The following is a 14,305-nucleotide window of genomic DNA, read 5'->3' as shown; positions in this document are numbered from 1 at the left end:
CAGCGCCCCCGCGTAGCCTCGCGGGCGTGCCAGCACCCCGGGACGCCGCCGCTGCCGATGCCGGGGATCCCCGGGACGACGGGACCCCGCGCCGCCGGGCAGAACGGCTGCTCGGTGGCGCCGCGCAGGAGTCCGCGCCCCGGCCGCCCCGCGACCCGGCTGCGGCGCCCCCCGCGCTGCGTCGGGCGGCGCTGCTGGTGGCGGTGGAGGCGGTCGCGGCCCTCGTCATCGCCGGCGTCGTGCTCGTCCTGACGCTGACCAGCACGGCCGACAGCACCGGGCGGGCGCTGGCCGAGGTCGCCTACGCCCTCACCGCCGCCGCGGCGCTGGGGTTCTGCGCCTGGGGGCTGGGCCGGGCCGGCCCGTGGGCGCGCGGCCCGGTCGTGGTCCTGCAGCTGCTGCTGGGCCTCACCGGCTACGTGACCGCGTTCGAGTCCGGGCTGCCCTACATAGGCGTCCCGGTGCTGCTGTGCGTGGCCGGCGTGCTGTGGTTCCTGGCCACCCCCGAGGCCCGGCTGGCGTACTCCGAGGTCTAGCGCCTCACACCAGGTCGATGACGTCGGCGATCGAGTCGAGCACCCGGCTGGGCCGGAACGGGAAGCGCGAGACGTCCGAGGCCCGGGTGGAGCCGGTGAGCACGAGCACCGTCTCCAGCCCGGCCTCGATGCCGGCGACGATGTCGGTGTCCATCCGGTCGCCGACCATCGTCGTGGACTCCGAGTGCCCGTCGATCCGGTTCAGCGCGCTGCGGAACATCATCGGGTTGGGCTTGCCGACGAAGTAGGGCTCGGCGCCGGTGGCCTTGGTGATCAGGGCCGCGACGGAGCCGGTCGCCGGCAGCGAGCCCTCGGGGGAGGGACCGGTGACGTCGGGGTTGGTGGCGATGAAGCGGGCACCGGCCTCGACCAGCCGGATGGCCCGGGTGATGGCCTCGAAGCTGTAGGTCCGGGTCTCCCCGAGCACGACGTAGTCCGGCTCCGTGTCGGTGATCGTGTACCCGGCCTCGTGCAGTGCGGTGGTCAGCCCGGCCTCGCCGACGACGTAGGCCGAGCCGCCGGGCAGCTGGGAGGCCAGGAAGTCCGCGGTGGCCAGCGCCGAGGTCCAGATCGCCTCCTCGGGCACCTCCAGCCCGGAGCGGTGCAGCCGGGCGGCGAGGTCGCGCGGGGTGAAGATCGAGTTGTTCGTGAGCACCAGGAAGCGGCGCTCCCGCTCGACCAGGCGGCGGAGGAAGTCCGCGGCGCCGGGCAGCGCCTGGCCCTCGTGCACCAGGACGCCGTCCATGTCGGTCAGCCAGCACTCGGAGTGCCTGCGCTCGGTCATGTCGTCCTCTCCTGGGCGAAGTCGTGCAGGGCCCGGTCGGTCAGCCGGAAGACCGACCAGCCGTCCTGGGGCCGGGCGCCGGCAGCGCGGTAGAACTCGATGGACGGGGTGTTCCAGTCCAGCACCGACCACTCCAGCCGCGCGTAGCCACGCTCGACGCAGACCGCGGCCAGCGTGCGCAGCAGCTCGCGGCCCAGGCCCGTGCCGCGGTGGGCGGGGGAGACGTAGAGGTCCTCCAGGTACACCCCGTGGGTGCCCCGCCAGGTGGAGAAGTTGAGGAACCAGAGCGCGAACCCGACGACGGTGCCGTCGTCGTCCTCGGCGACGTGTCCGAACAGCGCCGGGGAGTCGCCGAACAACGCCTCGTGCAGCTGCGCCGGGGTCATCCGGGCCTCGTCGAGGCTCTTCTCGTAGTCGGCCAGCTCGCGCACCAGACCCACGACGACGTCGACGTCGTCCGCGGTGACCGGCCGGACGCTCACGAGAGCAGCTCGCGCACCCGGGCCGGCACCAGCCGGCCCAGGGGGGACACCAGCGGGAACAGCAGCGGGGAGAACAGGTACAGGTAGGCGACCAGGCAGAAGGTGAACACCGGCACCGTCGCCAGCCCGACCACGACGAGCACCCCGGCCGTCACCAGCCCGAACGGGCGGCCGGACTTGGGGCTGACCAGCGACCGGAACGACCGCCAGCGGATGTTCGAGACCATCAGCAGCCCCGGCACGATCACGACCAGCAGGACCCACAGCCGGTCCCGGCCCTGCAGCACGTCGGAGAACGCGAACACGCTGGCCATCACCACGCCGGCCGCGCCGGGGCTGGGCAGCCCGACGAAGAAGCGCTTGTCCGCCGTCGGGTCGACCGTGGTGTTGAACCGGGCCAGCCGGATGGCCGCGCAGGCCAGCCAGACGAAGCAGGCGATCCACCCGAGGGGGTCGAAGCCGTCGCGGCCGTCGGAGAAGAGGGCGAAGGCCAGCAGCGAGGGGGCCAGGCCGAAGGAGACCAGGTCGGCCAGGGAGTCGAACTGCAGGCCGAAGGGGCTCACCGCGCCGACCAGCCGGGCCACCGCGCCGTCGGCGATGTCGAGCACCACCGAGGCGCCGATGAGCACGCACGCCAGGTCGTACTGGCCGCGGAAGGCGACCAGGATCGCGGCGAAGCCGCACAGCATGTTGCCCAGGGTGAACAGGCTGGGCAGCCAGAGGCGGGCCCGGCTCCGCCCGCCACGGGCCGAGCTGCGGACGAACTCCACCGTCTGGGTGCGCCGGGTGGGGGTCCGCCGGTCGGCTGTCACGGTCGGGACCCTGCTGCGTCCCAGCGCGCGATGACCGTCTCCCCGCCACGCACCCGCTTGCCCTTGGTCACCGTCAGGGTGGCCTCCTGGGGCAGGAACACGTCCATCCGGGAGCCGAACTTCATCAGCCCCATGCGCTCGCCGGTGGCCAGCTGCTGGCCCACCCCGGTGCGGGTGACGATACGCCGGGCGAGCACCCCGACAAGCTGCCGGAACACCACGGTCCGGTCGCCGTCGGCCAGCCAGATCTCGGTCTTCTCGTTCCGGTGCGCGCTCTCGGCCCGGTAGGCCGCGAGGAAGCTGCCCGGGGTGTAGCTGCTCTGGGTCACGGTGCCGCGGTAGGGCGATCGGTTGACGTGCACGTCGACGACGGAGAGGAAGACGCTGACCTGCTGCCAGCCGCCCTCGGGGGCGGGCTCGGGCCCGACGCCCTCCTGGGCGGGACCGGCGACCATGACGACGCCGTCGGCCGGGGAGAGCACGTCCTCGGCGGCGGCCGGCTGGTGGTCGCAGCGGCGCTGCGGGTCACGGAAGAACAGCGCCATGTAGGCGGCCAGGCCCAGCAGGGGCCAGCCCGACCGCCCGACGGCGCGCCGGCCGGTGAGCCGTCCGGCGGCGCCCAGGGCGAGGGCGGGGGCCAGCGGCACGGTGATGAAGGGCCAGCCGGCCGGGTCGATGCGCATCGAGGCCCGAGGCTACCGGGGCAGGCGGCGGTCGACCGGTCAGCGGGAGGCGTGCTCGTTGCTGGCACCGCTGCTGCTGTCCCGCGGACGGGGTTCCCCGCCGTACCAGTCCAGGCACACCACGGTGGCGTCGTCGCCGAGGTGGCCCTCGGTCGCCCGGACGACGGCGGCGCCCAGGGCGTGCACCACCTGGCGCGGGTGCAGCCCGCGGGAGGCGGCCAGTGTGGCGGCCACGTCCATCACCTCGGCCCCGCGCTCCTGCATGCCGTCGGTGAGCAGGACCAGCCGGTCCCCGGGCCGCAGGTCGAACTCCTGCAGCCGGTACTCGGTGCCCGCCTCGACGCCGAAGGGCAGGTCGACCTCGAGCTCGACCTCCTCGACCAGGCCGTCGCGCAGGCGCAGCGGCAGCGGGTGCCCGGCGTTCACCACCACTGCCCGACCGGAGGTGAGGTCGACCCGGAGCACCTGCCCGGTGACGAACTGCCCCGGCGGCAGGTGGGCGGCCACCGCGTCGTTGGCCACCCGGGTCTGGGTGGCGAGGTCGGTGCCGCGCCGGCGTTCGTTGCGCAGGCTGCCCACCAGCAGCGTGGCCAGCAGGGCGGCGGCGACGTCGTGCCCGACGGCATCGGTGATGGAGACCTGCAGCGTGTGCCGGTCCAGCGACCAGTCGAAGGTGTCCCCGCCGACGGTCGCCGCGGGTTCCAGCCACCCGGACACGGTGAACTGCCCGGCCTCGCAGGTGAAGCTCGCCGGGAGCAGCCGGCGCTGGATCTCCGCGGCCAGCGAGAACGGCGTCGTCCGCTGGCCCCACTCGAAGAGGTCGGTGTGCCGGCGGTTGGCGATCAGCACGTAGGCCAGCGCGTGCCCGGCCGACGACAGCTCCGCGAGCCCCTCGTCGTCCGGGGCCGTGGGGAGGGTCAGCTCGAGCACCCCGAGGGCGTCGCCGCGGTCGGTGACCGGCACCAGCACCAGGGCGCCGTCGGGGTGGGGGAGGACCCGGGTCTGCTGGGTGCGCAGCACCTCGCCGTGGGGGGAGTCCTCCAGCGGGACGGTGTGCGCGCTCTCCACGCCGGAGCTGCGGGTCGTCGCCGTGGACGGCAGCACGGTGCCCAGCCGCACCAGGGCGTGACCGCTGAAGTCGGCGATCAGGAAGGAGACCGCCCGGGCGCCGACGACGTCGGACAGCTCGGCAGCGACCACGGTGACGGCGTCGACCGGGGCGGCTGCCTCCACCCTCTCCAGGAGGCGGCGCAGGTCCAGCCGAGGGCGGTCGTCCATGGGGTCACCTGGTTCGTCGTGGGGTGGAGACGACGGTGCCGGGCCGCCCACGAGGGACGACCCGGCACCGTGCGTCAGGAGGTTCAGGCCGCGGCCTTGGTCTCCCAGAAGATCGTGTCGATCTCGGCGATGTAGTCCAGGAGCTTCTGCCCCTCGGCCGGGTCGACCGACTGCTTGGCACCGGAGGCACCGGCCTGCTTGGTGGCCTTGTTGAACAGCTCGTGCAGCTGCGGGTACTTCTCGAAGTGCGGCGGCTTGAAGTAGTCGGTCCACAGCACCCACAGGTGGTGCTTGACCAGGTCAGCGCGCTGCTCCTTGATGATCAGCGCCCGGGTCTTGAAGACCTCGTCGTCGCTGCCCTGGTACTTCTCCTGCAGGGCCTTGACGGACTCGGCCTCGATGCGGGCCTGGGCGGGGTCGTACACGCCGCAGGGGAGGTCGCAGTGAGCGGTGGCCTCCACGGCGGTGAACAGGGTGAACAGACGCATGGTCGTCCCTCCGGAGCTCGTGGGGATGGGTCGTGCGGGACACTACTCGCGGTGATCAGAGCCGACACGTCGAGAAGTGGGCCCCCCGGTGACGTCCCGGGGCTGCCCTCGCCCTGGGTGCTCGCCCGGGTGACCGGGCCCTCGATGAGCCCCACCGTGCGGCACGGCGACCGGCTGCTGGTCCGCCGGGGTGACACCGCCGCACCCGGCGACGTGGTGCTCGCCCGCTTCCCGGCCCGCCCGGACCTGCTGGTGGTCAAGCGGGTGGTCCGCGCCGTCCCCGGGGGGCACTGGGTGCAGGGCGACAACCCGTTCGTCACCGACGACAGCCGCTCCTTCGGGACCGCCGTCGTCGTCGGCCGCGTGGTGGGACGCGTCACACCCCGGCCCGGCCGTCTGCCCGCGCCCCCCTGACCGCCGTAGGGCTGCTCTACGCTCCCGGTCCCATGGGCTCAGTGCAGAGTGGCACCGACACGTCAGACCGGTTCAGCGACGACCCCGCGTTCGCGGTGCACGAGGGCGGCAAGCTCACCGTGCAGCCGACGAGCGCCATCACCTCGATCGCCGACCTCGCCCTCACCTACACCCCGGGTGTAGCCCGTGTCTCCAGCGCGATCGCCGCTGAGCCCGAGCTCGCCCGGCGCTTCACCTGGGCCCCGCGGGTGGTCGCGGTGGTCTCCGACGGCACCGCCGTCCTCGGCCTGGGTGACATCGGGCCGACCGCCTCGTTGCCCGTCATGGAGGGCAAGGCCTGCCTGTTCCGGGAGTTCGGCGGACTGGACTCGGTGCCGATCGTGCTCGCGACCACCGACGTCGACGAGATCGTGGCGACCGTGCTGGCCATCGCGCCGTCCTTCGGCGGGATCAACCTCGAGGACATCAGCGCGCCGCGCTGCTTCGAGATCGAGTCCCGGCTGCGCGAGCAGCTGCCGATCCCGGTCATGCACGACGACCAGCACGGGACGGCGATCGTCGTCCTGGCCGCGCTGCGGAACGCCGCGAAGGTGGTCGGCCGCCCGCTCGCCGACCTGCGGGTGGTGGTGTCCGGGGCCGGGGCCGCCGGCGTGGCCTGCACCAAGATCCTGCTCGAGGCCGGCATCGGCGAGATCGCCGTCGCCGACTCGAAGGGCCTGCTGCACGCCGGCCGCGAGGACCTCACCGAGACCAAGCAGTGGCTGGTGGCGCACACCAACCCCACCGGCCGCAGCGGGTCGATGGTCGACGCCCTGGCCGGCGCCGACGTCTACCTGGGGCTGTCCGGCGGCTCGGTGCCCGAGGAGGCCATCGCGGCCATGGCCCCGGGGTGCATCGTGTTCTCCCTGGCCAACCCGACCCCCGAGGTCGACCCGGTGATGGCCGCGAAGTACGCCGCGGTGGTGGCCACCGGGCGCAGCGACCTGGCCAACCAGATCAACAACGTGCTGGCCTTCCCGGGCGTCTTCCGGGGCGCGATCGACGCCGGGGCCACCCGGATCACCGAGGGGATGAAGCTGGCCGCGGCCACCGCCATCGCCGACGTGGTCGGGGACGACGTCCGGGCCGACTTCATCGTGCCCTCGCCGCTGGACCGCCGGGTCGCCGAGGCCGTCGCGGCCGCGGTCGGCGCGGCTGCCCGCGCCGAGGGCGTGACGCGCGACTGATCTCACCCGGCGGCGGTCAGTCCTCCCAGGACGGCCGCCGCCGGCGTGTTCAGCCACAGCAGCACGAGCGTGGCCACGACGAACAGCGGCACCAGCACCACCTTCTCGGTGAACCCGCCGGTCTCCATCGGGGAGAACGCGACCGTGGCGCGCGGGCGGGCCAGCCAGACCAACGGCACGGGCACCCCGCCGCAGGTCAGGAAGTCCCCGGCCACGTGCACCAGCACCCCCAGCGCGACCGCCCAGGGCAACCACGTCGGGCTCGGGCTGTGCGCCAGCAGCAGCCAGGCCCCGCCCCAGGACAGCACCAGGTTGCCGACGACCGTGGTCTCGAACCTCCCGGGGACCACGACGTGCAGCGCCCGCAGCGCCAGCCCGATCGCCAGCGCCAGCAGGAGCAGCGAGGCCCAGGTCGCCCGGGAGGCAGCAGCCGCCAGCAGCCCGAACGCCACCGGGGCGAGCAGTGCGTCGTGGGTGCCCTTGCGGTGCCCACCGGACAGCCGGCCGACGATCCCGGACGGGACCTCCGACAGCGGCCCCCACATGCGCGAGATCGTCGACCCGCGCTGGTCCAGGTCGGGCAGCATCGCCATCCCGCCGACCGCGGCCACCCAGCCGAGCTGTGCGACCGTCCCGGTCAGCGGGGCGACCGGCAGGGTGGCGGCGCCGACGGCGAGCCCGGACAGGGCGTGGGAGTGACCGAGCACCCACCCATGGTCACCGCCGGACCGCCCTCTCCCCGGGAGGCGCCCCCGCCCCCCGACGAGAAGGGCGCTTGTCGTCAGGTGCGGGTGGGGCGGTAGACGCGGTCGAGGACGCCGGCCAGGAGGCGTTCGGCCAGCGGGCGGGGCAGGGCGGCCACCAGGGCGTGCACCGGGGCCATCCGGGTCGGCAGCGGACCGCCGTCCAGGCCGGCGAGGGCGAGCAGGCCGTCGACGTCGGCCACGGTGAGGGTCGCCGGGTCGAGGTCGGCCGCGGCGGCCACCAGCGTGGGGTCGGGGACGGGCGGGTCCAGGGCCCGCGCTGCGCGGGCGGCGTCGGCGAGGTCGGTGAGCAGGGCCGGCACCCGGTCGGTGGTCGCCGCGGTGACGGTCAGGTGCAGCGTGGCCGGGAGGACGCTGCCGTCGGGCTGGGTGAACGGCGGCTGGGGCTGCAGCAGCCAGCCCCGGGCGGTGGCCTCGTCGGCCAGGTGCAGCACGTCGAGCCCGTCGGTGCCGGCGAGCGCCACCAGGGTGGTCACCGGGGTGCCCACCACCCGCACGCCCGGGACGTCGGCCAGCCCGGCGACCAGCGCCGTGGTCGCCTCCCGGGCCGCCAGCGCCAGGCGCCGGTAGCCCTCGGTGCCCAGCCAGCGGTGCACCGCCCACGCGGCGGCCATCGGGCCGGCGGGGCGGGTGCCGGCCAGCGTCGGGTTGACCACCGGGTACCCGGGCCAGTCCGCGGTGGCGAACCAGTGGCCGTGCCGGAACTCCGGGTCGGCGGTCAGCAGCACCGAGACGCCCTTGGGGGCGTAGCCGTACTTGTGCAGGTCGACCGACAGGCTGGTCACCCCGGGGACCGAGAGGTCGAACGGCTTGGCGCCGGTGCTGTCGGCGAGGTGCGGCAGCAGCCAGCCGCCGATGCAGGCGTCCACGTGACAGGGCACCCCGGCCGCGGCGGTCAGCGCGGCCACCTCGGTGACCGGGTCGAGCACGCCGTGCGGGTAGGACGGGGCGCTCACCACGACCAGCGCGGTGCGGGTGGTCAGCAGCGCGGCGACCTCGGCCGGGCGCACCCGGCAGGTGTCGGGGTCCACGCCCAGGTCGACCACGGCCAGGTCGAACAGGTGCGCGGCCTTGCGGAAGGCGGCGTGCGCGGTGACCGGCAGCAGCAGCTGGGGACGGCGGTCGTCGTCGGGGTGCGCGGCCCGCCACCGGGTGCGGGCGGCGAGGACGGCGAGCAGGCAGCTCTCGGTGCCGCCGCTGGTGACCGTGCCGACGGTGTCCGGCCCGCCCCCCAGCAGTGCGGCCGCTGCGGCGACCAGGTCGTTCTCGATCCGGGCGACGCTGGGGAAGGCGGTGGGGTCCAGCGCGTTCGTCCACTGGTACGCCGCCTGGGCGCCGGCGGCCAGCGCGTCCACCTCGGTGAGCCCGGAGTCGTAGACGTAGGCCATGGTGGCTCCGCCGTGCGTGGGGACGTCCCCGTCGGCCAGCGCGGTGAGCTCCGCCAGGACGTCCTGCGGTGTCACGGGGTGGGCTCCAGTCGGTAGCGGGCGATGAACGGCAGCGAGGCGAGCACCAGCAGAGCCGGGAGCAGGCTGAACGACAGCAGCACGGTGGTGTCGGCCGCCGCGGTCTGCGCCACGACGGCGTCCCCGACCGACGAGCGGTACCCGGCGAGCCCCAGCAGCACGCCCAGCAGGCCCGGTCCGACCGCCAGCCCGAGCGTCTCGGCCGCCGTCCAGACGCCGGTGAACACCCCGGCCCGCCGCTCGCCGGAGGACGCCTCGTCGGCGGCGACCACGTCGGGGAGCATCGCCAGCGGGAACATCTGCATCCCGGCGTAGCCGATCCCGACCACCACGACGAGGGCGAGCACCAGCCCGGTGCGGCCCGGACCCCCCAGCGCGAGCGCGGCGGCGGCGATGGCGAACACCGTGGAGGACGCCAGCAGGCCGGTCCGCTTGCCCACCCGGCGGCTGACCCGCAGCCACAGCGGCATGACCAGGATCGCCGGGCCGACCAGGGCGACGAACAGCAGCGTCCCGGCGGCGGGGTCGCCCAGCACCTGCCGGGCGTAGTACGGGACGCCGGCCAGCATCACGCCGATCCCCAGCGCCTGGACGACGAACCCGACCAGCAGCAGCCGGAACGGCCGCACCCGGACGGCGACCCGCAGCGTGGCCAGCAGGCGCCCCTCGCTGCTGGTGCGCGTCAGCGTGGGTGCCCGCCGGGTGCCGACGACGGCGCCGAGCATCCCGCCGGCGAGCAGCAGCGCCACGAACGCGGCCATCGCCAGGTGCCCGGCCCGGCCGCCGCCGGCGAGCTCGACCACCGCGGGCGCGCCGGCGCCGGCGAGCAGGATGCCGAGCGCCAGGGCCGCGACCCGCCAGGACATCAGGGTGGCCCGCTCGCCGGGGTCCGTGGTGATCTCGGCGGGTTGGGCGACGTAGGGCACCTGGAAGCAGCCGTACGCGGTGGCCGCGAGCAGGAAGGTGACCGCGACCCAGCCGGCGGCCAGCGCCGGGGGAGCCCCGGGGCCGGCGAAGACCAGCACGAACAGCAGCGGCAGGGTCAGCCCGCCGGCCAGCATCCAGGGCCGGCGCGGGCCCCAGCGGCTGGTGGTGGCGTCCGAGCGGGCACCGATCCACGGGTTGAGCAGCACGTCCCACGCCTTGGGGGCGAACACCACCAGCCCGGCGAGACCGGCACCCACGCCGAGCACGTCGGTCAGGTAGAAGAGCAGCAGCAGCCCCGGGACGGTGCCGAACGCCGCCGTCCCGATGGAGCCCGCGGCGTAGCCGAGGTGGGTGCCCCGGGTCAGCGCGGGGGCGGTCACCGGGGCACCGTAGCCCTCGGTCGTCGAGAGCCCTCAGTCGTCGAGGTCGTCCTCGTCGTCGGTGCCGCCCCGCGCCAGCCACGTCGCCAGCCGTTCGACCGGCACCTCGAAGTCGGGGTGCTGGTCGACGAAGGCCTGCAGCTGGTCACCCAGCCAGGAGAGGGAGACCTCCTCCTGGCCCCGGCGGGTGACCAGCTCCTCGATGCCGCGGTCGGTGAAGTACACCGCGGCTACTGGGCCAGCGAGCGGGCGACGAGGTCCTTCTGCTCGGCCTCGTGCACCTTGGCCGAGCCGACGGCCGGGCTGGCCGAGGCCTTGCGGCTGACCACCGACAGCGTCTTCCCGGCGGGCAGCTCGGCGGGCAGGTTGACCGCCATGAACTGCCAGGCGCCCATGTTGGCCGGCTCCTCCTGCACCCAGACGACCTCGTCGGCGTTGGGGTAGCGGCGCAGCTGCTCGACCAGCTCGCTGGCCGGCAGCGGGTACAGCTGCTCGACCCGCAGCACGGCGACGTCGGCGACGCCCTCGGACTCCCGGCCGGCCAGCAGGTCGTAGGCGACCTTGCCGGTGCACAGCAGCACCCGGCGCACGGCGGCGTCGTCGAGCGGCTCCCCGCCGACGCCCGGGTCGGGCAGCACCGGCCGGAAGCTCTGCTCGGTGAAGTCCTCGACGGCGCTGACCGCGGCCTTGGCGCGCAGCAGCGACTTGGGCGTGAAGACCACCAGCGGGCGGTGGGTCTCCGACAGCGCCTGCCGACGCAGCAGGTGGAAGTAGTTCGCCGGGGTCGAGCAGTTGGCGACGGTCATGTTGTTCTCCGCGCACAGCTGCAGGAAACGCTCGGGCCGACCACTGGAGTGGTCGGGACCCTGGCCCTCCAGGCCGTGCGGCAGCAGCAGGACGATGCCCGACTGCTGGCCCCACTTGGCCTCACCGGAGGAGATGAACTCGTCGATGATCAGCTGCGCGCCGTCGACGAAGTCGCCGAACTGGGCCTCCCAGAGGACGAGGGCCTCGCGGTTGGCCACCGAGTAGCCGTACTCGAACCCGACCGCGGCGTACTCGCTGAGCAGCGAGTCGTAGACGAAGAACTTCGCCTGGTCCTCGGTGAGGTTGGCGATCGGGGTGTACTCCTTCGCGTCCTCCCGGTCGATGAGGACCGAGTGGCGCTGCACGAAGGTGCCGCGACGGGAGTCCTGACCGGCCAGCCGCACCGGCACGCCCTGCATGAGCAGCGAGCCGAAGGCCAGCAGCTCGCCCATCGCCCAGTCGACGCCGCCCTCGCTGACCATGGCCGCGCGCCGCTCGAGCATCTTCTGCAGCTTGGGGTGGACGGTGAAGTCCCCGGGCAGCGAGACGTGCGCGTCGCCGATGGTCTTGAGCACCTCGGTGGTGATCGCCGTCTTGGCCGACGCCGAGGGCCGCTGGTCCACGACCGGCTCGGGGGTGGAGGAGTCGCGGGCGTCGTGGGTCTCGGAGAAGGCCCGCTCGAGCTGCCCGCGGTAGTCCTTCAGGGCCTCCTCGGCCTCGGTCAGGGTGATGTCGCCCCGGCCGACCAGCGCCTCGGTGTAGAGCTTCCGGACCGAGCGCTTGCGGTCGATGATGTCGTACATCAGCGGCTGGGTCATCGAGGGGTCGTCGCCCTCGTTGTGCCCGCGCCGGCGGTAGCAGACCAGGTCGATGACGACGTCCTTGCGGAACGCCTGCCGGTAGTCCACGGCCAGCCGGGCGACCCGGACGCAGGCCTCGGGGTCGTCGCCGTTGACGTGGAAGACCGGCGCACCGATCATCCGCGCGACGTCGGTGGAGTACAGGCTCGAGCGCGCTGCGGCCGGGCTGGTGGTGAAGCCGACCTGGTTGTTGACCACGACGTGCACCGTGCCGCCGGTGCGGTAGCCGCGCAGCTGGGACAGGTTGAGGGTCTCGGCGACCACGCCCTGTCCCGCGAACGCGCTGTCGCCGTGCAGCAGCAGCGGCAGGACGGTGAAGCCGCCCTCGCCCTTGTCGATCATGTCCTGCTTGGCCCGCACGATGCCCTCGAGGACGGGGTTGACCGCCTCCAGGTGGCTGGGGTTCGACGTCAGGGTGACCGCGATCGAGGCGTCCCGGGCCGGGTGCTGGAACGTGCCCTCGGCGCCGAGGTGGTACTTCACGTCACCGGAGCCCTGCACGGTGCCCGGGTCGATGTTGCCCTCGAACTCCCCGAAGATCTTCGAGTAGGGCTTGTTGAGCACGTTGGCCAGCACGTTGAGCCGGCCGCGGTGCGGCATGCCGATCGCGACCTCCTCGAGGCCGTGCTCGGTCGAGGCGACGAGCACCTCGTCCATCAGCGGGATGACGGACTCACCGCCCTCGAGGGAGAACCGCTTCTGCCCGACGTACTTGGTCTGCAGGAAGGTCTCGAAGGCCTCGGCGGCGTTGAGCCGACCCAGCACGTGCTTCTGCTTGGCCCGGTCGGGGCTGTCGTGCTTGACCTCGATGCGCTTCTGGAGCCACTCGCGCTCCTCGGGGTCGGTGATGTGCATGTACTCCACGCCGACGGTGCGGCAGTAGGAGTTGCGCAGCACACCGAGCACGTCGCGTAGCGGCATGACCTTCTCCCCGGCGAACCCGCCGACCGGGAACTGCCGGTCGAGGTCCCACAGGGTCAGGCCGTGCTGGGTGATGTCCAGGTCGGGGTGGGTGCGGACCTTGAACTCGAGGGGGTCGGTGTCGGCCATCAGGTGGCCGTTGCGCCGGTAGGCCTCGATCAGCTCGACGACGCGGGCGCCCTTGTCGATCTGGCCCTCGTGGCGCACCGAGACGTCGGGGACCCAGCGGACCGGCTCGTAGGGGATCCGCAGCGAGGCGAAGACCTCGTCGTAGAACCCGTCCTGGCCCAGCAGCAGGCCGTGCAGCTTGCGCAGGAAGTCCCCGGACTGGGCGCCCTGGATGATGCGGTGGTCGTAGGTCGAGGTGAGCGTGATGGTCTTCGCGACCGCGAGGTCGGTCAGCGTCTCCGGGCTCATCCCCTGGAACTCGGCCGGGTAGTCCATCGCGCCGACGCCGACGATCGTGCCCTGGCCGGTGGTCAGCCGCGGCACGGAGTGGTTGGTGCCCACGGTGCCGGGGTTGGTCAGGCTGACCGTCGTCCCGGTGAAGTCGTCCATCGTGAGCTTGCCGCCGCGGGCCCGGCGGATGACGTCCTCGTAGGCGCCCCAGAAGGCGGCGAAGTCCATCTCCTCGGAGCGCTTGATGTTGGCGACCACCAGCGAGCGGGTGCCGTCGGGCTTGGGCAGGTCGATCGCCAGGCCGAAGTTCACGTGCTCGGGCTGCACCAGGTTCGGCTTGCCGTCGATCTCGGCGAACGCCGCGTTCATCTCGGGGAAGTCGTCCAGCGCCCGGACCAGCGCGTAGCCGATCAGGTGGGTGAAGGAGACCTTCCCGCCGCGCGAGCGGGCCAGGTGGTTGTTGATGACGATGCGGTTGTCGACCAGCATCTTCGCCGGGACGGCCCGCACGCTGGTGGCGGTCGGCACGGTCAGCGAGGCGTTCATGTTCTTCACGACGCTGGCGGCGGCACCGCGGAGCACCGACTGCTTGGGGCCACCGCTCTCGGCCTCGGCGCCGGCCGTGGGCTTGGCCGGGGCCTTCTTCTCGGCGGCGGGCTTCGGGGCGGCGGGCTTCGCGGCCGGCTGGGCGTCGGCCGCCTTCTCCGCGGGCCTGGCGACGACGGTGCCGGTGCTCTTCGGCTCCGGCGCGGTCGCCCGGCTGGGCGGCGTCGGGGTGCTCGGCGCGACGGCGGGGGAGCTGGGCCGGGTGGCCGAGCCCTCGGCGTCGGCGGGTGCGGGCGCGGCCTCGGCTGCCGCGTCGTCTCCGGTCGGGTCGTCCCCGGCGGCCGCGGGGGCCGGCCGGTCGGCGCCGTCGGACATCGGGCTGCCGGGCCGGTAGTCGTCGAAGAAGTCGTGCCACGCCTGGTCGACGCTGGCGGGGTCGGACAAGTACTGCTGGTACATCTCCTCGACCAGCCACTCGTTGGTGCCGAAACCCATCGCGGACGAGGATCGGGTGGGGGAGGGCTGGGATGAG

14 protein-coding genes are annotated in these 14,305 nt (G+C 73.7%); 3 read left to right on the top strand and 11 right to left on the bottom strand.

Annotation, left to right across the window (positions count from 1 at the left end; translation table 11 throughout):
- Positions 1-26 precede the first annotated feature (26 nt).
- On the top strand, positions 27-536 hold the full coding sequence (locus tag ASG36_RS15620; protein ID WP_055765842.1) for a hypothetical protein: 510 nt from the start codon (positions 27-29) through the stop codon (positions 534-536).
- A 4-nt stretch (positions 537-540) separates the two neighbouring features.
- On the opposite strand, the gene ASG36_RS15615 is transcribed toward ASG36_RS15620, so the two are convergent.
- The 6 genes from ASG36_RS15615 to sodN all read right to left on the bottom strand — a co-directional run bounded on the left by ASG36_RS15615 (position 541) and on the right by sodN (position 5,063).
- On the bottom strand, positions 541-1,320 hold the full coding sequence (locus ASG36_RS15615; RefSeq protein WP_055765839.1) for an HAD-IIA family hydrolase: 780 nt from the start codon (positions 1,318-1,320) through the stop codon (positions 541-543).
- Entirely contained in the window at positions 1,317-1,802 is a 486-nt protein-coding gene (locus ASG36_RS15610; RefSeq protein ID WP_055765836.1) for a GNAT family N-acetyltransferase, read from the bottom strand. The genes ASG36_RS15615 and ASG36_RS15610 overlap by 4 nt, the downstream gene beginning before the upstream one ends.
- Positions 1,799-2,614: a CDP-diacylglycerol--serine O-phosphatidyltransferase gene (gene pssA, locus ASG36_RS15605; protein WP_235495082.1), complete on the bottom strand. Its 816-nt coding sequence runs from the start codon at positions 2,612-2,614 to the stop codon at positions 1,799-1,801. The genes ASG36_RS15610 and pssA overlap by 4 nt, the downstream gene beginning before the upstream one ends.
- Positions 2,611-3,297 carry a phosphatidylserine decarboxylase gene (locus ASG36_RS15600; protein ID WP_055765830.1) on the bottom strand — a complete coding sequence of 229 codons (687 nt, stop codon included), beginning with the start codon at positions 3,295-3,297 and terminating at the stop codon, positions 2,611-2,613. The genes pssA and ASG36_RS15600 overlap by 4 nt, the downstream gene beginning before the upstream one ends.
- 39 nt (positions 3,298-3,336) lie before the next feature.
- Positions 3,337-4,575, bottom strand: coding sequence for a PP2C family protein-serine/threonine phosphatase (locus tag ASG36_RS15595; RefSeq protein WP_055765828.1), 1,239 nt, complete (start codon positions 4,573-4,575; stop codon positions 3,337-3,339).
- Positions 4,576-4,658: 83 nt separating this feature from the next.
- On the bottom strand, positions 4,659-5,063 hold the full coding sequence (gene sodN, locus ASG36_RS15590) for a superoxide dismutase, Ni (protein ID WP_055765826.1): 405 nt from the start codon (positions 5,061-5,063) through the stop codon (positions 4,659-4,661).
- A gap of 51 nt (positions 5,064-5,114) precedes the next feature.
- Here sodN and ASG36_RS15585 point away from each other — a divergent pair, with 51 nt between their 5' ends.
- Both ASG36_RS15585 and ASG36_RS15580 read left to right on the top strand, forming a co-directional pair.
- Complete coding sequence (locus ASG36_RS15585; RefSeq protein WP_055765823.1) at positions 5,115-5,477, top strand: S26 family signal peptidase; 363 nt, start codon at positions 5,115-5,117, stop codon at positions 5,475-5,477.
- 32 nt (positions 5,478-5,509) lie between these two features.
- Positions 5,510-6,703, top strand: a complete 1,194-nt coding sequence (locus tag ASG36_RS15580; protein ID WP_055765820.1) for an NADP-dependent malic enzyme — start codon at positions 5,510-5,512, stop codon at positions 6,701-6,703.
- Between the two features lie 2 nt (positions 6,704-6,705).
- Here the strand turns inward: ASG36_RS15580 and ASG36_RS15575 are convergent, their stop codons facing one another.
- The 5 genes from ASG36_RS15575 to ASG36_RS15555 all read right to left on the bottom strand — a co-directional run bounded on the left by ASG36_RS15575 (position 6,706) and on the right by ASG36_RS15555 (position 14,268).
- Positions 6,706-7,410 (bottom strand): metal-dependent hydrolase, encoded by a 705-nt coding sequence (locus ASG36_RS15575; protein WP_055765817.1) that lies wholly within the window; start codon positions 7,408-7,410, stop codon positions 6,706-6,708.
- A 74-nt stretch (positions 7,411-7,484) separates the two neighbouring features.
- Entirely contained in the window at positions 7,485-8,930 is a 1,446-nt protein-coding gene (locus ASG36_RS15570) for an aminotransferase class V-fold PLP-dependent enzyme (RefSeq protein WP_055765814.1), read from the bottom strand.
- Positions 8,927-10,240, bottom strand: coding sequence for an MFS transporter (locus tag ASG36_RS15565; protein WP_055765810.1), 1,314 nt, complete (start codon positions 10,238-10,240; stop codon positions 8,927-8,929). Before ASG36_RS15565 ends, ASG36_RS15570 begins: the two co-directional genes overlap by 4 nt.
- A gap of 33 nt (positions 10,241-10,273) precedes the next feature.
- The gene (locus tag ASG36_RS15560; RefSeq protein ID WP_055765808.1) at positions 10,274-10,465 is read right to left on the bottom strand and encodes a DUF6104 family protein; all 192 of its coding nucleotides are present in this window, start codon (positions 10,463-10,465) and stop codon (positions 10,274-10,276) included.
- Positions 10,466-10,470: 5 nt separating this feature from the next.
- On the bottom strand, positions 10,471-14,268 hold the full coding sequence (locus ASG36_RS15555; RefSeq protein WP_235495079.1) for a multifunctional oxoglutarate decarboxylase/oxoglutarate dehydrogenase thiamine pyrophosphate-binding subunit/dihydrolipoyllysine-residue succinyltransferase subunit: 3,798 nt from the start codon (positions 14,266-14,268) through the stop codon (positions 10,471-10,473).
- Between the last annotated feature and the right edge of the window lie 37 nt (positions 14,269-14,305).

Source organism: Geodermatophilus sp. Leaf369 (assembly GCF_001424455.1).
Taxonomy (GTDB): domain Bacteria; phylum Actinomycetota; class Actinomycetes; order Mycobacteriales; family Geodermatophilaceae; genus Klenkia.
This window is presented reverse-complemented; position numbering and strand designations above follow the sequence as displayed.

Excerpts from the sequence above, each read along its gene's own strand:
- ASG36_RS15595 (WP_055765828.1), bottom strand. The coding sequence starts at position 4,575 with ATGGACGACCGCCCTCGGCTGGACCTGCGCCGCCTCCTGGAGAGGGTG.
- ASG36_RS15600 (WP_055765830.1), bottom strand. The coding sequence starts at position 3,297 with ATGCGCATCGACCCGGCCGGCTGGCCCTTCATCACCGTGCCGCTGGCC.
- ASG36_RS15555 (WP_235495079.1), bottom strand. The coding sequence starts at position 14,268 with ATGGGTTTCGGCACCAACGAGTGGCTGGTCGAGGAGATGTACCAGCAG.
- sodN (WP_055765826.1), bottom strand. The coding sequence starts at position 5,063 with ATGCGTCTGTTCACCCTGTTCACCGCCGTGGAGGCCACCGCTCACTGC.
- ASG36_RS15580 (WP_055765820.1), top strand. The coding sequence starts at position 5,510 with ATGGGCTCAGTGCAGAGTGGCACCGACACGTCAGACCGGTTCAGCGAC.
- ASG36_RS15615 (WP_055765839.1), bottom strand. The coding sequence starts at position 1,320 with ATGACCGAGCGCAGGCACTCCGAGTGCTGGCTGACCGACATGGACGGC.